We start from the raw sequence: 17,331 nt of genomic DNA, 5'->3' as shown, positions 1-17,331 counted from the left end.
CTGATCGTACCCTCGTGGCCACTCCTGACCCGACCAGCGGATCCCTGGTGCGGCCGGGCAGCCTTCCGGTCGCACCGGCGGTCGCGGTACGGCGCAGGGCGGTCACCGGAGCCGGATGTCGTCGAGAGTGGGGAAGTCGTACCAGGTCAGCTCAAAGGACGACCCGGTTTCCGGAACCACCGGGTAGACACCCCAGGTGGTCGCCTGGGTGTTCGGCGCGATGCTGAAGGACTCACCGGGCCGTGTCGTGGCGCACCAGGTGTTCTCGGGGTACACGATCCGACCGTCGGCGAGGGTGATCCATGAGGAGATCAGGTCGACGGCGGCGGTCGGGCAGCTCACCGGCCACGGGACCAGCGAGCCGTTGCGGTACCTGAGGTTCAGCCGCAGCTTGCCGCCGTTGACCTCGGCGCTGACCAGGGTGACGCTCATCGACGCCTGCTCGTACATGAGCCGGTCGATCTGGTACGTCCGCCTCGTGGGCTGCTCCTTCGCCGGCGACTCCGGCGGGCTGGGGTCGGCGTTCCCGGAACCGGTCGACGTGCGGTCGGGACTCTCGGTGGCGACCGGCGTGACACGGGCGGCGGGCGGGGCACTGCCGGTGACGGCGACGGGGTCCGCCGACCGGGAGGTGGTGAGGTCGGCCAGGTACCCGCCGCCGAGGGCGCCGACGACGGCGAGGCACGCCGTCGCCACCATGACGGCCAGCAGACCGACATACCTCTTCTGCACGGTTGGCTCCTGCCTGGCGAGGGCGGCGATGGCGTGAAGGTAACACCGCCGGCAAAGCTGGCGGGGCGTCCACCACACCGGTGCCCGCGCCGGCCGGCGAACTCGACGGGCCGCGCCCCGACGCGATCCCGCCGGGGCTTCCGGTGGGCGGACCGACCACGTTCCCGGCCGGGTGGGCTCAGCCGCCGTGCGGGCCGGACGGTCCTGGCCCGGGGGTCGCCGCGAGCGCCTCCCGGCACGCCCCGGCCAGTTCCTGGGAGACGGCGGCGCAGTCCCGGGGCGCGCACCGCCCGGCAATGCGGCGGGCCAGCTCGTCGAGGTACGGGGCGAGCGCCCCGGCCGTCGAGTCACGTCCGATCTCCGAGGCCGGTACGACGACGTTGACGGTGAGCCGCCGCCGGACGGCCGAGTACCGGAGATTGTGCACCCCGCCGTCGCCCTCGGCGCTCGTGATCGATCCGCCCAGGGTGAGGAAGATGTCGACCTCGTCGAGGCCGTCGATCACGATCCGCCCGAACGACTCCTTCAGCGCCCGCCGCAGCGCGACCGGCTCCGCCAGTGCCCGTTCGGGACCGCCGAGGCGGACTCTGACCGCGACTCTCATGGCATGATCATCCGTCATCCGTCATCCGTCATCCGGTACCGGGCCGGCCACACCGCCGCCCGGTCGGCGGGACAACGGGGCGAGGAGCCGGCCCGGGAGACCGGGCCCGGGTGCAGCTGCGGGCGATCCGGCCGGCAACCGGCTCGGCGCCGGCCGATTGTCAGGTGACGGCAAGGAACGCGGCCAGGTCCAGTTCGCCGACAGTCTGGCCGCCGCTGCGCTCTCCGTTCAAACGGAACCCGAGCCGCAGGTAGAACTCCTCCGGCCCGTCGTCGCCCGGCTGCCACGTCGTGTGGATCCGGGTCTCCCCGCGCCGCCGCGCCTCCTCTGCCAGGGACCGGACGGCGAAGCGCCCGTACCCGCGCCCCTGCTTCTCGGCGGCGATGTTCAGCCGCCACAGCCCGGACCGCAGGTCGGTCGGGGTGTCCTCCCGCCACGGAATGCGGAAGAAGCCCATCAGGAAGCCGACCAGCTCGTCGCCGTCGTAGACGAGCCGGGGCCAGACGACGTCCGGCCAGACGTACGCCTCGGCCAACGACCGGGCGACCGACTCGACCAGGTGCTCCTGGTCCGGCCGCACCCTCAGGTCGCATGCGGCATCGACGTTGGCCGGGGTGACCTTATCAAGGCGCAGGGACGGCATCCCGGCACCCTACCGAGCGCCCCGCCGGCCTCTTGACGCACTAATCCGAGTTCCACCACCGTCAGGGCGTCCGGGGGCCGATGCCGTCCTTCGGGGTGGGCGAGACCAGCAGTCCGACCTGGTGGCCGATGAACCGGTACCCGACCTGGGTGGCCGCCCAGAGCAGGTAGCCGCGGTCGGTCCCGGCGACGGCCCGCCCGTCGGCGTGCCCGACGCCGGTGAACAGCACCCAGTTCCCGGACACGGACACCACATCGATGGCCTCGCCGGTGATCCCGGCCTGCCCGGTGCCGTCGGGCAGCGACCCCCGGCGCTCGCGCGCCGCCGACCGGCTGGGGAAGAGGACCGCCGCGAGCCGCACCACGGCGTCGCTGTCGTCGGTGGTCCAGCTTCCCCTGACGGTACGCAGACAGCCGTCCAGCGGACGGTCGTCCTCCAGCACCCCGGCGCAGCCCCGCTGGTCAGCGGCCGACGTGCGGGTCAGGGTGTCCCCCTCGACGGTGAAGGTGCGCTCCGGGAACGCCAGGTCGGCCGTGACCGGGACCGGGTCGACCCGGGCCAGCGCCACGCCGAGCATCGCCAGGCACGCCCCGGCGGCGACGAGCGGCGTCCAGGCGGTCGGCAGGGACACCTTCCGGTTCTTCGCCAGCACCGGGACGACGAGGAGGGCGAGCACGAACAGCCCGACGCCGGCCCCGGCCCAGGTGATGCCGGTGGCCGTCGCGTACTGCCCGGGGCCGTCGACGAGTTCGTCCAGGTCGATGCGCCGGCCGGGCACGAAGAGGAGGCCGGACATGACCAGGGGCGCCCCGACCAGGATCACGACCGGCCGGGCCCGGCCGGGCAGCCGGGACCAGCATGCCCCGACGGTAACCACGTACAGGAGGGGCAGCGCGATCAGCAGCCAGCCCGCCGTCGCCATGCCGGGACCGGTGCAGCCGGTGACCGCGCAGGCGTTCTCCTGGAGCCAGGCCCGGCCCTCGTCGCCGAAGACCCCCTGCACGACGAAGAAGCCGACGATGCCGAGCACGATCAGCCCGAACAGCAGGCCGCTGCGTTCCGACCGGCGGGCCGGGGCGGCCGGGTGCGTGGCCTCGTCGGCGTGGCGGCGCCCGGCCTCGGCGCGAGCCTGCGCGACCAGGTCCACCGACCGACGTCGTCCACCCCTGACGTTCCACATGGTCGCGAGGTTAGAACAGCGCCGCACGCCGGGAGACGGCGCACCGAGGCGTGCGCCCCTGCCCGGCCGGGGCGTGGCGCTACGGTGTCCGGGTGACGATTCAGCCGCCGGCCGACCCGATCGAGGCGCTGGAACGGTTCCTCGCCCGGATCGCTCCCTACGACGATCCCGCCGCCGAGCCCGTCGCGACGGTCGACCTGCGGGTGGGCCGGCTACGCGGCTCCTTCCGGCTGACCGACCGGTCGGCCCGGGCGCTGAGCGAGGCGCTGGGCCGGTGGACCGACCCGGACGACGTGGGTCGTTGCGGGGGCTGCGGCGGGCCGGTGGACCGGGACCTGGTGTGCCGCTCGTGCGGCCGGCTGGACGGCATCTTCGGCGCGACGGTGGCGCACCACGCGGAGCGGGTCGCCGGCCACCCCGACTGACCGGCGACAAGGGCTGGGCAACGGGCGCTGACCGGCGGCAGGGGCTGGACGCGCGGCAGGGGCTGGACGCCAGTGAGGGTTGGACGTGCGGCGGAGACCGCCCGGCGGGAGGCCGGGGCGGCACGGTCACCCCCGACTCGGTGCCGCCTGACTCTCGTCCGGCCGGCCGCGGGCGCGGAGCCGGCGCAGCATCCGGGCGTCGCCGAAGCCGACCGCGTGGGCGGCGGCCTCGACGGTGGCGCCGTGGCCGATCAGGTGTTCGGCGCGTTCCACCCGCAGCAACTGCTGGTAGCCGAGCGGGGTCAGCCCGGTGGCCTGCCGGAACAGCCGGGTCAGGGTGCGCTCGGCGACACCTCCGGCGGCGGCCAGGTCGGCCAGCGGCAGCTTGTCCGGGTACCGGGCGTCGATCAGGTCCTGCGCCCGGTGCACCGCGTCGGACAGGTGCGACCGGTGCCGCATCATCGCGCTGGCCTGCTGCTCGTCGCCGTTGCGCCGGGCGTACACCACCAGGGAGCGGGCGATCCGGGCGGCGGCGGACGGCCCGTGCCGGGTCGCCACCAGGTGCAGCGCCACGTCGATGCCGCTGGCGATGCCGGCGGAGGTGACCACCCGGTCGTCCACCACGTACAGCACGTCGCGGACCACCCGGGCCGCCGGGAACCGGCGGGCCAGGTCGTCCTGCACCTCGTGGTGGGTGGTGCAGCGCCGGCCGTCGAGCAGGCCGGCCCGGCCGAGCGCGTACGCGCCGGCGCAGACGCTGGCGACGGTGCCGCCGGCCGCGTGGTGGCCGGCCAGCCAGCGCAGCCCCGCCGGATCGACCGGCCCCGGCGGGCCGTGGGCGCGCACCCGCCACCCGGGTACGACCAGCAGATCCTCCCGGTCCAGCTCCGGCCACCCGACGCCGGCCCGCAGCGATACGCCCTGCACGGTCGGCACCTCGGGCCGCTCGGCGACGTAGTGCAGCCGGTAGTCGAACCCGAGGTCGGCGGCGGTGGAGAAGACCTGGGCCGGGCCGGCCAGGTCCAGCAGGTGCAACTGCGGCACGAGCAGGAAGACGACCCGGGCCACCGGCGTCAGCCCCGGGCGTCGGCCAGGACGGCCCCGGACTGCTGCCCCGCCTCGTCACCGGTCAGCTCGGCGACGGTGCGGATCGTGGCGAAGCGGCCGGCGAGGGCGTACTCGGTCCGGGTGACCATCTCCTCGACCGGAAGGGTGCGCGGGTCGGCGAGGATCTCCGCCAGGGTGGCGGTCGCCGGCAGGTCCCGGTGCGGGGTGGGGAAGGTGACGGTCGCGTCGGTCACGAACGTCATCCGGTAGCCGAGGTCGCAGCCGATCCGGGCGGTCGTCTCCACGCACTGCTCGGTGCGGATGCCGCAGACCGCCAGGTCGACGATCCCGGCGAGGGTGAGCAACTGCTGGAGGTTGGTGGTGGTGAAGGCGTTGTGGGCGGTCTTGACCAGCGTCGGCTCCCCGTCCGCCGGGCAGAGGCCGTCGATCAGCCGGACGTGACCGGACGCCGGGTCGAAGACGGTGCCGGTGCCGGGCTCGGCGTGCAGCACCCAGACGACCAGATCGCGCCGGGACCGGGCGGCGTCGACCAGCCGGGTGACCTGGCCGACGATGTCGGGCCGCGAGGCGTACGCCCAGATCGGGCGCTGCCGGAAGGACTCCTGGACGTCGATGATGAGCAGTGCGGATCTCGTCATGCGGGCAATCCTCGCCGGGCGGGCGGCGCGATGGCAGGCACCATCGCGCCCCACCCCGGAACGATCCGGCCAGCCCGGCGCCGCGTCAGGCTGCCGGGGTACGCCGGGCGGGCCGGTCCAGCGCGGCGGCCTCCTCCGGGGTCGGCGCGGTGCCGCCGAGGTGCGCCGGCTGCCACCAGGCGTCGTCGGGGCCGGCCGGCGAGTCCGGGTACTCCCGCTGGGCCCGGTCGACCAGGGCGGTCAGCCGGGCCTTCAGCTCGGCGCTCATCTCGTTCGCGTCCGGGAAGGCGGCCGGGTCGATCGGCTCGCCGACGAGGATGGTGACCGGGGTGTGCCGGCGGGTGAGGGTGCGCGGACGGCCCTTCGTCCAGAGCCGCTGGGTGCCCCAGAGCGCGACCGGCAGCAGCGGCACGCCGGCGTCCTGCGCCATCCGGGCCGCCCCGTTCTTGAGATCCTTGACGGTGAACGACCGGCTGATGGTGGCCTCCGGGAAGACGCCCACCACCTCGCCGCCGCGCAGCGCGTCCACCGCCGCATTGTACGAGGCGGCGCCGGCCCGCCGGTTCACCGGGATGTGCTTCATGCCGCGCATCAGCGGGCCGGAGATCTTGTGCGCGAACACCTCGTGCTTGGCCATGAACCGGACCAGCCGGCGGGACGGGTGCGCGCCGAACCCGCAGAAGATGAAGTCCAGGTAGCTCACGTGGTTGCTGGCCAAGACCGCGCCGCCGGTGCGCGGCACGTGGTGGCTGCCCTCCACCTTCAGGCGCAGGTCGAGAACCCGGAACATCGTCTTGGCGGCGGTGATCACGGGCGGGTACACGAGTTCCGGCATTCGGCGACTTTACCCTGCTGACGGCGGGGCACGAAGGGCCCCGCGCCGCGCCGCAGCGTGGACGCCGGGCCGGCGAGGGACCGCTGCGCGGGCCTGTCCTCGGTGGGCGACGGCGAGCAGCGGGGCGACCAACTCCCGGGCAGACGGCGTGGAGGTCGGGGCGAGGCGACCATGGCGCGGCGCAACGCGTCGTCGAGCCACTCGACACCGGATGTCACGTGGTCGGCCGGCCCCCGGCCCGCGGGGAGCGGATCGGGGGCCGGCCGGTCAGGTGGCGAGCTTGTGCAGGTCCAGCCGGCCGCGGGCGAAGGCGTCGACCCGGCCCCAGCGGCCCGGGATGTCCAGCACCTCGATCCGCCCCATGCCGACCGGCAGTCGCGGCTCGACCGAAAGGTGCCCCTCGTGCGGCTCGATACCCAGCATGGTGCGCAGCAACAGCATCGGGGCACCGGTCGACCAGGCCTGCGGGCTGCACGCCGTCGGGTACTCCACCGGGAACTTGGTCAGCTCGCGCTGGTACCCGCCGAACGCCTCGGGCAGCCGCCCGTCGAAGTAGGAGGCGGCGGCGAGGATGCCGTCGGCGATGGTCGCGGCCTCCTCCGCGAAGCCGTACCGACGCAGCCCCCAGGCGATGAACGAGTTGTCGAACGGCCAGATCGTGCCGTTGTGGTAGCCGATCGGGTTGTACCTGACCTCGCCCTCGGCCAGCGTCCGCACCCCCCAGCCGGAGAACAGTCGCGGCCCGATCAGGTGCCCGGCGATCTTCTCGGCCCGGTCCTGGTCGACGATGCCGCTCCACAGCAGGTGACCGATGTTCGAGCTGAGCACGTCCACCTGCCGGCCGTCCGAGTCCAGGGCGAGGGCGAAGTACTGCCCGTCGTCCACCCACCAGTCGCGGTTGAACCGCTCCTTGAGCTGCGCCGCCTCCCGGTCCAACCGCTCGGCGAACGCCGGGTCTCCCCAGAACTCGCGCGCCATCCGGGCGGCCCGGACCTTCGCGTCGTACGCGTACCCCTGCACCTCGCAGGTGGCCCGGGGGAACCCCGGCAACCGCCCGTCCCGGTACGAGATGGAGTCCCAGGAGTCCTTCCAGCACTGGTTCTCCAGGCCGGTGTCGGTGTTGCGCCGCTCGTACCAGATGTAGCCGTTGCCGACCAGGTCGGCGTAGTCGTCGATCCACCTCAGCGCGGCCCGGCACTCCTGCTCCAGCTCCCGGACCAGCGCCACGTCTCCGCTCCACCGCTCGTACTCGTCGAGCAGCACCAGGAACAGCGGCGTCGCGTCCACCGAGCCGTAGTACGGCGAGTGCGGCTGCTCCTCGAACGCGGCCGTCTCGCCGTAGCGCATCTCGTGCAGGATCCGCCCCGGGTCCTCGTCCCGGAAGTCGTCGAACCGGGTGCCCTGCAACGAGGCCAGGATGCGCAGCGTGGTCCGGGACATCTCCGGGGCGAACGGCATGACCTGTAGGCAGGTCAGGATGCTGTCCCGGCCGAACATGGTCATGAACCAGGGCAGTCCGGCCGCGGGCAGCGTCTGCCCGCCGAGCGACAGCGGCGAGAAGCGCAGCGCGGCCAGGTCGACCAGGCTCCGCCGGTACGTGCGGGACAGGTGCTCGCACTCGGAGTTCACCCTCGGCGCGGCGGCGATCCACTCCTCCAGGTCGTGCTGGAGGGCCAGCCGCTCGCCGCTGTGCGCCAGCAGCCCCATCCGCAGGTCCCGGCCGCCCGGCCCGAGCGCGAACGTCTGCACCTCGATGTCCGCGTTCCACTGCTCGTTCGGCTCCAGGTGGACGCTGTACGCGAAGCCGTTGCGGTCGTACCGGGCGGTCTGCGACGAGGAGATCACCGTTTCCCGCCGGAAGTTGCCCCGCCGGTAGCCCAGCCGCAGCCGGTCCGGCTCGGCCTCGGCGTAGGTCTCGCCCTTCTTGTTCAGGATCTCGTCCTTGACCTGGAACAGGTCGGCGAAGTCGGCGCCGGCGTCCATCCTGATCTCCAGGTCGACGGCCTTCTCGTCGTGGTTCAGGATGGTCAGCTGCTCGTGGAAGCTGCCGCCGACCGTCCGCTCGCGGATGATCGACAGCTTGGCGTCGATGTAGTGCGTCGCCATCCCCGGCACCAGGAAGAACCGCGCCTCGTAGTACTGGAGGTCGTCGTAGGAGAGCGAGTTCAGCCGCTCGCCGTTGACCGTCAGCACCCAGCGGGACAGGAACCGGGTGTCGATGGAGAACAGCCCGGTCGGCTCGGTGGGCGTCGCCTCGATGTCGCCGGTGTCCTCCGACACCACGAAGGTGTTGCCGTCGAGGATCCGGACCGTGTTGGCCTGCGCCATCAGCGCACCTCCTGGTGGAAGAGCCGACGCGGCCCCCGGCTGTCCGACGGGCCGGGGAAGATCCGCTCCACCTGCACCACCAGCCGGGCGTCACCGGTCACCGTCATGTCACCACGCAGCAGCGCCGCCAGGCCGTGCTCCCGGCCGGCGGCGAGGTCCTCGAACAGCGCGGGGCTGGTCCCGATCACCGTGTCGGCCTCCCGGTCCTCCTGGCTCACCTGGAGCCGCCCCCGGTCGATCACCAGCAGCCAGTGTCTGGTCTGCGGACCCTCGTGCAGGTCGAAGCGCAGGGTTCCGGAGACCTTGGTCAGCAGTGGCTCGTAACCCCGCCGGTCCAGGTTCTCGAAGAACGTGGTGGTCGCGTCCAGCATCGGGCCCTCTCCTCCCGTCGATCCGCGTTCGACGTCGCAGGAGGGTCCCCGTCCGGTGCGCGGTCAACCTCGCCCGGATCGGGTGAGGCGGGTGGGCGGCCGAGGCCGGGACGACGCGACGCCGGCCCCCGGGTGGCGGGGGCCGGCACGCCGCGGCGGACGGTCAGTTGTTGGGCTCGTCGGCGCTGATGTCCGCCAGCACCGACTGCGGCTCGCGCTCGACCGCGAGGTCACCAATCGAGATCAAACCGACCAGCCGCCCGTCGTCGATCACCGGCAGCCGGCGTACGGCGTAGGTGCGCATCAGGTCGGCGGCGGCCACCGCGTCGTCGTACTGGCTCACCGTGACCACGTCCCGGCTGGCGATCTGGTTGAGCCGGGTCGAACTCGGGTCCATCTGCTCGGCGACACCCCGGACCGTGATGTCCCGGTCCGTGACGATGCCGACCACGTCGGCGCCGTTGGTCACCACCACGTCGCCGATGGCGCTGTCGCGCATCTCCCGCGCCGCGGTGGTGAGCGTCTCGTTGCCGTCCATCGTCACCAACCGGGTCGTCATGAACTCTCCGACCGTTGTCATGGTGCTCCCCTCTCGGTGTCGGCACCCGCGGTCTACCCGCCCGCCCCGAGGGGTAACGCGGACCGGCCGGTCCGGTCACCGCCGCCTGTGCCGCCGGGCCCGCCGGCGCAGGTCGTGGAAGCCGTTGCTGGACAGGCCGTAGAACAGCGGCAGCAGCAGGAAGACCAGAGCGCCACCGGCACCGAGACCAGCCAGCCGACCAGCGCGGTCCCCGGCCGGTCCCGGTCGCTGTCCATCGGCTCCCCCGTCCCCGTCCTCGGCCGGCTGGCCGGGACGGTGTGCAGGAGTCGCGGAAACCCGCTGTCGCAGCGACCCAACTGGCCCGCCGCCCGGAGCCGCCGGTCCGGCGACCGCGCCTCGGATGCGTCGGGCGGGAGCCGGTGCGTCTCGGCGGACCCGGCGAGGGGCGGGGGGAGGGGGGAGGGGGCTCAGCCGCGCGGTGGCATGCCGTAGACCCGCTCGACGTGCAGGCGCAGCACCAGCCGCCCCTCGGCGACCATCGCGGCCCGGAAGTCGTCCCAGTCGGGATGCTCGCCCTGCACGGCCCGGTAGAGCCCGATCAGCTCCTCCACCGTCGCGTCGTCCGCCCGCCGCGCCACCGGGGTCAGCTCGGCCCGCGCCTCGGCCACCGCGTACGCCCAGCCGTCGTCGCTGCTGACGTGGAAGCTGGCGCGGGGGTCCCGGCGCAGGTTGGCGGTCTTGGCCCGCCCGTCGGTGACCGAGACCCGGATCAGCCCGGCCCCCCGGTCGAAGGAGTAGACCACGTTCGACAACTGCGGGCGCCCGTCCCGCTTGATGGTCGCCAGCACGCCCAGCCACCGGCCCGCGATGAGCTCGGTGAGGGCGCGCCGGGTCGTCTCGTCCGCCACGGCAGCCTCCAGGTCGTCGTACCTGGGTCCATCCAACCCGACGCGCGGCCCGCCGGCCGGCCGATGCGACGACCCGGCCGGCGGGAGCGGGGTCAGCGGCCCTCGGCGGCGACCAGCTCGGCGAGCTGCACCGCGTTCAGCGCGGCGCCCTTGCGCAGGTTGTCGTTGGAGCAGAACAGGGCCAACCCGTGCTCCACCGTCTCGTCGGCGCGGATCCGACCCACGTACGTCGGGTCCTGGCCGGCGGCGAGCAGCGGGGTCGGCACGTCGGACAGGGCCACCCCGGGCGCGCCGTCGAGCAGCTCGCGGGCCCGCTGCGGGGTGATCGGCCGGGCGAACCGGGCGTTGATCTGGAGCGAGTGGCCGGTGAAGACCGGGACCCGGACGCAGGTGCCGGAGACCTTCAACCCGGGGATCTCCAGGATCTTGCGGCTCTCGTTGCGCAGCTTCTGCTCCTCGTCGGTCTCCTCGGAGCCGTCGTCGACGATCGAGCCGGCGAGCGGGAGCACGTTGAACGCGATGGGCCGGGCGAAGGCCCGGGGCGCCGGGAACTCCACGGCCCCGCCGTCGAAGGCCAGCCCCGCGGCCTGCTCGGCCACCTTGCGGACCTGTTCCTCCAGCTCGGCCACGCCGGCCAGGCCGGCGCCGGAGACCGCCTGGTACGTCGAGACGACCAGAGCGACCAGCTCCGCCTCGGCGTGCAGCGGGCGCAGCACCGGCATCGCGGCCATCGTGGTGCAGTTCGGGTTGGCGATGATGCCCTTCGGGCGGTTCGCCGCGGCGTGCGGGTTGACCTCGGCGACCACCAGCGGCACGTCCGGGTCCGTCCGGAACGCCGACGAGTTGTCGATCACGACCGCGCCGGTCTCGGCGACCCGGGGGGCCAACTCCTTCGCGGTGCCCTTTCCGGCGGAGAAGAGCACGACGTCCAGCCCGGAGTAGTCGGCGCTGGCCGCGTCCTCGACGGTCACCTCGCCGCCCCGCCACGGCAGGGCGCGCCCCGCCGACCGGGCGGAGGCGAACAGCCGCACCTGCTCCGCCGGGAACTCGCGCTCCGCCAGCACCTGCCGCATCACGCCACCGACCTGGCCGGTGGCCCCCACAATGCCGATCCTCATGCCCGCGAGGCTACCCAGGTCGACGCCCCGGCCGGGAACGCTTTCCCACCGCCCGGCCCCGTCCCGGCCGTGATCCGACCCACCCCGACCAACCCCGGCAGCCGCAACGACGACCCCGGCGTGGGGCGTCGCCCGGAAGATCGCAGGCGACCCGGCCGCCGGGCCGCAACATCCGCCGCACCCCCGGCGCCGCCGGCCCGGCAGCCACCACGGCCCGCGCGACGGGAATCACATCTCCCTTCGCCGCGCGGGCCGGTCGGCGGGCCGCCGTGGGTGGGGTCAGCGGGGCGGGTCGACGATCTCGCCGAGGTCGGTGGCGGCGAGGTCGTCGCGGATCAGCGCGGCGTCGCCCTCCACCACCAGGGTGAGCGACTCCGGGTGCAGGTGGGTCGCGGCGGCGGCCGAGACCTGGTCGACGTCGGCGGCGAGCAGCGACTCGCGCAGCCGGGCGTGGTAGTCGTCCGGCAGGTCGTGCACGACCAGGGTGGTCAGCGCCGACGCGATCGCCCGGGGGCTCTGCAACTCGACCGAGAGCTGGCCGGCCCGCCAGGACCGGGCCACGGCCAGCTCGTCGGAGGTCACCCCACCGGCCTGGGTACGGCTGATCTCGCCGACCGCCTCCACCAGCGCCGGCGCGGTCACCGCCGTCTGCACGCCCGAGCTGACCGCGAACCGGCCGAACCGGCGGGACGAGGCGAACTCGCCCCGGATGCCGTACGTGTAGCCGCGCACCTCGCGGATCAGGTGGTTGAGCCGGGAGGTGAACGCCCCGCCGAGCACCGTGCCGGCCAGCAGCGACGGCACGTGGTCGGGGTGCGCCCGGTGCGGCGACGGGTGGCCCAGCCGCAGCGTGGACTGCACCGACCCGGGCCGGTCGACCAGGATGATCCGCCGCCCGGCGCGCAGCGACACGTCGATCGGGCCGCCCGAAGTGACCGGGCCGCCGCCGGTGCCGGCGAACGCCGCCGCGCCGAGCGCGTCCAGGTCGAGGCGCTCCAGGTCGCCGGCGACGATCAGGGTGCCGGGGCGGAGGAACCACTCGGAGTGGAAGACGGTGACGTCCTCGACGTCCAGGCCGGCCACCGAGTCCGGGTCGCCGTACATCGGCCGGCCCCACCGGTTCTCCGCGCCGAACAGGTCGGCCCGCAGCGCCGCCTCGGCCCGGGGGCCCGGGTTCGCCCAGTCCATCCGCAGCGCCGTCGCCTCGTCGTCGCGGACCCGCCGCACGTCGTCCGGGTCCAGTCGGGGCGTCCGGACGGCCTCGGCGAGCAGCTCCACGGCGGCGGGCAGCCGGTCCACCGGCACCTGGACGCTGACCTGGAACGAGTCCCAGTCCAGCCCGGTCACCAGCTCGGTGCCGAGCCCCTCCACGGCCAGCGCGTACGTGGTGGCGTCCCGCTGCGTGGTGCCCTCCTCCAGGGCCTTGGCCAGCACCGCGCCGAGCCCCTCCCGGCCGACCGGCTCCCGGCCGGCGCCGGCGTCGAGCAGCAGCAGCGCCACCGCCAGGTTCTGCCCGGGCAGGTGCGCGGCGACGACCTGGCCGCCGGCCACCCCACGGCGCACCACCTGCGGGAACCGGTACGGCCGGGCCAGCCCCGGCCCGGGACGGTCGGCGATCAGGCTCATCGGGACTTCCTTCCGTTCACGACTGCGGGGCCGGCGGGCAGCGGATCGTGGCGGACCACCGGGCGGCGCCGCTCGCTCGTCGCGCTCACGCGCTCTCCTCGGGCAGGTATGCCAGGGTCACCCGGTCCTCGGCGCGCAGCACCTCGGCGGCGAGCGCGGCGATCTGGTCGGCGGTCACCGCGAGCCAGGCGGGCAGCCGCTCGGCGGCGACGGCCGGGTCGCCGAACTGGGTGGCGTACCGCCCGAGGACGTCGGCGCGTCCGTCGACCGTGGACATCTGCCGCCACCATCCGGTGCTCAGCAGCGCCTTGGCCCGGTCCAACTCGGCGGCGGTGACCGGCACGGTGGCCAGCTCGTCGACCACCTCGGCCACCCCGGCGGCCAGCCGCTCGCCGCCCACCCCGGGCCGGGCGGTGGCGGTGGCGATCAGCGGGGCGGGGGCGTGCGCCAGGTCCACCCCGTACGCGCCGACCAGGTCGGGCTGGGCGATCCGCTCGCCGTCGGCGAGGCGCTGGTAGAGCCGGCTGCCCCGGCCGCTGCCCAGCACGGTGGCGAGGACGGTGAGCACGTCGTACCCGGGGGTGCCGAAGGCGTGGGTGCGGTGCGCGACGAAGACGCGGGGCGCGGGCACGGCGCCCCGGACGGTCTCCGTCACCGGCCCGCCGCCGGCCGGCACGTGCCGGCCGTCCGGCGCGGCCGGGATCGACTCCCGGGCCGGGAGGGCGCCGAAGTACTTGTCGGCCAGCGCGAACACCTCGGCCGCGGTGGCGTCCCCGACCACGGTCAGCACCGCGTTGTTCGGCGCGTAGTAGGTGCGGTGGAAGTCCTGGAAGGTGGCCAGGTCGGCGGCGTTCAGGTCGGCCATCGACCCGATCGTCGCGTGGTGGTACGGGTGCCCCGGCGGGTAGAGCAGCGGCAGCAGCCGCAGCCACGCGTCGCCGTACGGCACGTTCTCGTAGCGCTGGCGGCGCTCGTTCTTGACCACGTCCCGCTGGTTGTCCAGCGTCTCCCGGGTCAGCGCCGGCACCAGGCCGCCCATCCGGTCGGCCTCCAGCCAGAGCGCCAGCTCCAGGTGCTCGGCCGGGACCGTCTCGAAGTAGTTCGTCCGGTCCGGGTTGGTGGTGGCGTTCAGGGAGCCGCCGGCGCCCTGGACGAGCTTCATGTGCTCGGTCTTCGCCACGTTCACCGAGCCCTCGAACATCAGGTGCTCGAAGAGGTGGGCGAACCCGGTCTGCCCGTCCGGCTCGTGCCGGGAGCCCACGTCGTACCAGAGGTTGACGGCGACCGCGGGGGCGGTGCGGTCCTCGCTCACCACCACGCGCAGGCCGTTGTCCAGTCGGGTCGTTTCGATCGGCCAGGGGTAACCGCTGTCGGGCATGGCCCGACGCTATCCGATCGCGGGGACGGAGAGGTGACCCGCGCGTGGTCGGCGCGGCGACGCGTCGTCGCCCCGGCCGGGTGCGGCGGGAGCGCGGACGGGCCGCCGCGCCGGGTCGGCTCAGTCGGGGGGTTCGATCGGGGTCACGGTCTCCTCCGAGGTGCGTTGCTCCGGCACCGTGTCGGGGGCGGCGCTCTGGTCCTGCTCCCGCAGGTCCGACTCGGTGAGGATGGCGGCGGCCTGGGCCCGTGGGTCGTCGCTGCCGGCGGCGGCCTCCTCGGGCAGCAGGTGGGCCCGGGACTCGATCCGGGCCTGGTCGCTGTGGGCATTCGTCATGCCGGCCTCTGTACCCCGTGCGCCGCTCAGCGGAACGGGCCACGCACCTCGTAGGTGATCCCGCCGGAGGACGAGCCGGAGGTGCCGCGCTGGGAGGAGAAGTAGAGCCGGGTGCCGTCCGGGGAGAACGCCGGCCCGGTGATCTCCGAGGACCCCTGGCCGGTGATCCGCAGGAACGGGGTGACGATCCCGTCCGGCGTGATCATGTTGATCTCCATGTTGCCGCCGTCCTCGGCCACGTACAGGTCGCCCGAGCGGGTGCCGGTGATGTTGTCCACCCCGGTAAGCGGGGCGGTGCCGCCGGTCACCAGCGAGTCGTCGTACGCCAGGTCGATCCGCTGGCCGACCGCGTCGTACGCCCAGACCCGGTTGTCGCCCTTGGTGGTGAACCAGCAGGTCCCGTCGGCGTACCAGCAGCCTTCGCCGCCGTCCAACCTCTTCGCCCCGGACACCTGCTGCCGGGTGGTCGTCGGCGAGCCGTCCGGGTCGGGCACCGGCGCCCAGCTCACCGGGCCGCTGGTGGCGGTCCCGCCGACCAGCACCTCCAGGGTGCCGGCGGACAGGTCGCCCCAGACGGTCGGCCGGAACCGGTAGAAGCAGCCGGTCGTCTCGTCCTCGGTCAGGTAGATCACCCGGCGGACCGGGTCGGCCGCCGCCGCCTCGTGCTTGAACCGGCCCAGCGCCGCTCGCCGCACCGCCGCCGTCCCGCCCTGCGGGTACGTCTCGTAGACGAACCCGCGGCTGACCTCCTCGCAGGACAGCCAGGTCCCCCACGGGGTGGCGCCCCCCGCGCAGTTCTGGTTGGTCCCGGACAGGATCCGGTACGCCGAGGCGATGGTCCCGTCGGCGTCGAACCGCACCGCAGACGCACCGCCGCCGGGGGTGATCTCGGAGTTCGAGACGTAGATCCACCCGGTTCCGGCCGGGAAACAGGCCCCGCCGTCGGGCGCGTCGTGCCAGGTGTACGACGTGCCGGCGACCGCCTGCCGGGACCGGGCGACCACCCGGCCGGTGAACCCGGCGGGGAGCTGGAGGCCGTTGGCGTCGGCGGCGCCCAGCGGCCCGTACGGACCTACCCCGGGCTGGGCCGGGGCGGCCAGCGCGGCGGAGGACCACAGGCTGCCGGCGAAGGCGGCGGCCCCGTTCACGACGGTGGCGCGCAGCAGCGTACGACGGTCCATTCGAACCTCCCCGGAGATGGCGTGGTGCCGTCGAGGCTACCGACCATTCCATCGATGGAGGTGAACGCCAGGCGAGGCTTTGCCGACGGTCGGATGAGTCTCTCCCGCCGCGTCGGGTACGCTGGTCGCCGTGACGCGGTGGTATCGATGGTTTAGGCAGCCGGCTGGAGGAGCCGGTGACTTCACCATGATCTGACGTCACTCCTCTTCGAGCCGGCCGGGCAGGGACACGGGTTCCTGCCCTTTTGCGTACGAGCAGCCGGCTCGACCTCGGGCGCCGGCCCCGGGGCACGGTCGGCGGAAGGAACCCCACCGTGACCACCCCGGACAGCCATCGCGTCATCGACCAGCGGATCGATCGCGTCGTGCCGTTGACCACCCCGGCCCTGCTGCACCACCACCTGCCGCTGGACGCCCCGCTCACCGAGGCCGTGCTCGACGGCCGGCGCGCGGTCGGCCGGGTGCTCGACCGGGCCGACGACCGGCTGCTGGTGGTGGTCGGACCGTGCTCGGTGCACGACCCGGCCGCCGCCCTCGACTACGCGGCCAGGCTGCGGGAGACTGCGGACCGGCTCGCCGACGACCTGCTGATCGTGATGCGGGTGTACTTCGAGAAGCCGCGCTCCACGGTCGGCTGGAAGGGCCTGATCAACGACCCCGGGCTGGACGGCTCGGGCGACGTGAACACCGGCCTGCGCACCGCCCGCGCGCTGCTGCTGGACGTGCTGCGGCTGGGCCTGCCGGTGGGCTGCGAGTTCCTCGACCCGATCACCCCGCAGTACATCGCCGACACGGTGGCCTGGGGGGCGATCGGCGCCCGCACGGTGGAGAGCCAGGTGCACCGGCAGCTCGCCTCCGGCCTGTCCATGCCGATCGGCATGAAGAACCGCCCCGACGGCAGCATCGGCACCGCCGTGGACGCCATCCGGGCGGCCGGCGTCCCGCACGTCTTCCCCGGCATCGACGTCTCCGGCACCCCGGCGATCATGCACACCCGGGGCAACGCCGACGGCCACCTCGTGCTGCGCGGCGGCAACGACGGCCCGAACTACGACGCCGCCTCGGTGGCCGGGGCGCTGGACCTGCTCCGCGCGGCCGGCCTCCCGGAGCGGGTGGTGGTCGACGCGAGCCACGCCAACAGCGGCAAGGACCACCGCCGCCAGCCGCTGGTCGCCGCCGACGTCGCGGACCAGCTCTCCGCCGGCCAGCGGGGCATCGTCGGCATCATGCTGGAGAGCTTCCTGCTCCCCGGCCGGCAGGACCTCGACCCCACCCGCGAGCTGGAGTACGGCCGCTCCGTCACCGACGCCTGCCTCGGCTGGGACACCACGGAAGAGGTCCTCGCCACCCTCGCCGCCGCCGTCCGCACCCGCCGCACCACCACGGCCCCCCTCACCACCCCGGCCTAAACCCCATCCC

18 protein-coding genes are annotated in these 17,331 nt (G+C 74.1%); 2 read left to right on the top strand and 16 right to left on the bottom strand.

Annotated features, from left to right (window positions below; genetic code table 11):
- Positions 1-102: 102 nt before the first annotated feature.
- The 4 genes from C5N14_RS23855 to C5N14_RS23840 all read right to left on the bottom strand — a co-directional run bounded on the left by C5N14_RS23855 (position 103) and on the right by C5N14_RS23840 (position 3,159).
- Entirely contained in the window at positions 103-732 is a 630-nt protein-coding gene (locus tag C5N14_RS23855; protein WP_117670837.1) for a hypothetical protein, read from the bottom strand.
- A gap of 178 nt (positions 733-910) precedes the next feature.
- Positions 911-1,336, bottom strand: a complete 426-nt coding sequence (locus tag C5N14_RS23850) for an Imm12 family immunity protein (RefSeq protein ID WP_165878209.1) — start codon at positions 1,334-1,336, stop codon at positions 911-913.
- A gap of 160 nt (positions 1,337-1,496) precedes the next feature.
- Positions 1,497-1,979: a GNAT family N-acetyltransferase gene (locus C5N14_RS23845; protein ID WP_117670835.1), complete on the bottom strand. Its 483-nt coding sequence runs from the start codon at positions 1,977-1,979 to the stop codon at positions 1,497-1,499.
- 61 nt (positions 1,980-2,040) lie between these two features.
- Positions 2,041-3,159 carry a hypothetical protein gene (locus C5N14_RS23840; RefSeq protein WP_128763651.1) on the bottom strand — a complete coding sequence of 373 codons (1,119 nt, stop codon included), beginning with the start codon at positions 3,157-3,159 and terminating at the stop codon, positions 2,041-2,043.
- A 92-nt stretch (positions 3,160-3,251) separates the two neighbouring features.
- On the opposite strand from C5N14_RS23840, the gene C5N14_RS23835 reads away from it, so the two are divergent.
- Positions 3,252-3,584: a hypothetical protein gene (locus C5N14_RS23835; protein WP_128763650.1), complete on the top strand. Its 333-nt coding sequence runs from the start codon at positions 3,252-3,254 to the stop codon at positions 3,582-3,584.
- A gap of 126 nt (positions 3,585-3,710) precedes the next feature.
- Here the strand turns inward: C5N14_RS23835 and C5N14_RS23830 are convergent, their stop codons facing one another.
- From C5N14_RS23830 to C5N14_RS23770, 12 genes are all read right to left on the bottom strand, one after another.
- On the bottom strand, positions 3,711-4,652 hold the full coding sequence (locus tag C5N14_RS23830; RefSeq protein ID WP_117670831.1) for a GlxA family transcriptional regulator: 942 nt from the start codon (positions 4,650-4,652) through the stop codon (positions 3,711-3,713).
- Between the two features lie 5 nt (positions 4,653-4,657).
- Positions 4,658-5,290 (bottom strand): cysteine hydrolase family protein, encoded by a 633-nt coding sequence (locus C5N14_RS23825; RefSeq protein WP_117670829.1) that lies wholly within the window; start codon positions 5,288-5,290, stop codon positions 4,658-4,660.
- A gap of 85 nt (positions 5,291-5,375) precedes the next feature.
- Positions 5,376-6,125, bottom strand: a complete 750-nt coding sequence (locus tag C5N14_RS23820; RefSeq protein WP_117670827.1) for a 1-acyl-sn-glycerol-3-phosphate acyltransferase — start codon at positions 6,123-6,125, stop codon at positions 5,376-5,378.
- Positions 6,126-6,392: 267 nt separating this feature from the next.
- On the bottom strand, positions 6,393-8,453 hold the full coding sequence (locus C5N14_RS23815) for a glycogen debranching N-terminal domain-containing protein (RefSeq protein WP_117670825.1): 2,061 nt from the start codon (positions 8,451-8,453) through the stop codon (positions 6,393-6,395).
- The gene (locus tag C5N14_RS23810; protein WP_117670823.1) at positions 8,453-8,824 is read right to left on the bottom strand and encodes an SCP2 sterol-binding domain-containing protein; all 372 of its coding nucleotides are present in this window, start codon (positions 8,822-8,824) and stop codon (positions 8,453-8,455) included. The genes C5N14_RS23815 and C5N14_RS23810 overlap by 1 nt, the downstream gene beginning before the upstream one ends.
- Before the next feature lie 163 nt (positions 8,825-8,987).
- On the bottom strand, positions 8,988-9,404 hold the full coding sequence (locus tag C5N14_RS23805; protein ID WP_117670821.1) for a CBS domain-containing protein: 417 nt from the start codon (positions 9,402-9,404) through the stop codon (positions 8,988-8,990).
- Between the two features lie 428 nt (positions 9,405-9,832).
- Positions 9,833-10,273: a PPOX class F420-dependent oxidoreductase gene (locus C5N14_RS23795; protein WP_117670817.1), complete on the bottom strand. Its 441-nt coding sequence runs from the start codon at positions 10,271-10,273 to the stop codon at positions 9,833-9,835.
- A 92-nt stretch (positions 10,274-10,365) separates the two neighbouring features.
- Positions 10,366-11,391 (bottom strand): aspartate-semialdehyde dehydrogenase, encoded by a 1,026-nt coding sequence (locus C5N14_RS23790; RefSeq protein ID WP_117670815.1) that lies wholly within the window; start codon positions 11,389-11,391, stop codon positions 10,366-10,368.
- Between the two features lie 279 nt (positions 11,392-11,670).
- Positions 11,671-13,017, bottom strand: a complete 1,347-nt coding sequence (locus C5N14_RS23785; RefSeq protein WP_117670813.1) for a pitrilysin family protein — start codon at positions 13,015-13,017, stop codon at positions 11,671-11,673.
- A gap of 85 nt (positions 13,018-13,102) precedes the next feature.
- Entirely contained in the window at positions 13,103-14,395 is a 1,293-nt protein-coding gene (locus C5N14_RS23780) for a pitrilysin family protein (protein ID WP_117670811.1), read from the bottom strand.
- Positions 14,396-14,515: 120 nt separating this feature from the next.
- Positions 14,516-14,731, bottom strand: a complete 216-nt coding sequence (locus C5N14_RS23775) for a hypothetical protein (protein WP_117670810.1) — start codon at positions 14,729-14,731, stop codon at positions 14,516-14,518.
- Between the two features lie 26 nt (positions 14,732-14,757).
- Positions 14,758-15,912, bottom strand: coding sequence for an alkaline phosphatase PhoX (locus tag C5N14_RS23770; RefSeq protein ID WP_117670808.1), 1,155 nt, complete (start codon positions 15,910-15,912; stop codon positions 14,758-14,760).
- Positions 15,913-16,226: 314 nt separating this feature from the next.
- On the opposite strand from C5N14_RS23770, the gene C5N14_RS23765 reads away from it, so the two are divergent.
- Complete coding sequence (locus C5N14_RS23765; RefSeq protein ID WP_117670806.1) at positions 16,227-17,321, top strand: 3-deoxy-7-phosphoheptulonate synthase; 1,095 nt, start codon at positions 16,227-16,229, stop codon at positions 17,319-17,321.
- The last annotated feature ends 10 nt before the right edge of the window (positions 17,322-17,331 follow it).

The sequence above is a fragment of the Micromonospora sp. MW-13 genome (assembly GCF_003434305.1).
Lineage (GTDB): Bacteria > Actinomycetota > Actinomycetes > Mycobacteriales > Micromonosporaceae > Micromonospora.
The sequence above is the reverse complement of the archived record's forward strand: the minus strand, read 5'-3'. Positions and strand labels throughout refer to the sequence as shown.

Bases quoted from the DNA above. Each gene is read 5' to 3' on its own strand.
- C5N14_RS23850 (WP_165878209.1), bottom strand. From the start codon at position 1,336: ATGAGAGTCGCGGTCAGAGTCCGCCTCGGCGGTCCCGAACGGGCACTG.
- C5N14_RS23845 (WP_117670835.1), bottom strand. From the start codon at position 1,979: ATGCCGTCCCTGCGCCTTGATAAGGTCACCCCGGCCAACGTCGATGCC.
- C5N14_RS23840 (WP_128763651.1), bottom strand. From the start codon at position 3,159: ATGTGGAACGTCAGGGGTGGACGACGTCGGTCGGTGGACCTGGTCGCG.
- C5N14_RS23825 (WP_117670829.1), bottom strand. From the start codon at position 5,290: ATGACGAGATCCGCACTGCTCATCATCGACGTCCAGGAGTCCTTCCGG.
- C5N14_RS23820 (WP_117670827.1), bottom strand. From the start codon at position 6,125: ATGCCGGAACTCGTGTACCCGCCCGTGATCACCGCCGCCAAGACGATG.
- C5N14_RS23815 (WP_117670825.1), bottom strand. From the start codon at position 8,453: ATGGCGCAGGCCAACACGGTCCGGATCCTCGACGGCAACACCTTCGTG.
- C5N14_RS23810 (WP_117670823.1), bottom strand. From the start codon at position 8,824: ATGCTGGACGCGACCACCACGTTCTTCGAGAACCTGGACCGGCGGGGT.
- C5N14_RS23805 (WP_117670821.1), bottom strand. From the start codon at position 9,404: ATGACAACGGTCGGAGAGTTCATGACGACCCGGTTGGTGACGATGGAC.
- C5N14_RS23790 (WP_117670815.1), bottom strand. From the start codon at position 11,391: ATGAGGATCGGCATTGTGGGGGCCACCGGCCAGGTCGGTGGCGTGATG.
- C5N14_RS23785 (WP_117670813.1), bottom strand. From the start codon at position 13,017: ATGAGCCTGATCGCCGACCGTCCCGGGCCGGGGCTGGCCCGGCCGTAC.
- C5N14_RS23780 (WP_117670811.1), bottom strand. From the start codon at position 14,395: ATGCCCGACAGCGGTTACCCCTGGCCGATCGAAACGACCCGACTGGAC.
- C5N14_RS23775 (WP_117670810.1), bottom strand. From the start codon at position 14,731: ATGACGAATGCCCACAGCGACCAGGCCCGGATCGAGTCCCGGGCCCAC.
- C5N14_RS23770 (WP_117670808.1), bottom strand. From the start codon at position 15,912: ATGGACCGTCGTACGCTGCTGCGCGCCACCGTCGTGAACGGGGCCGCC.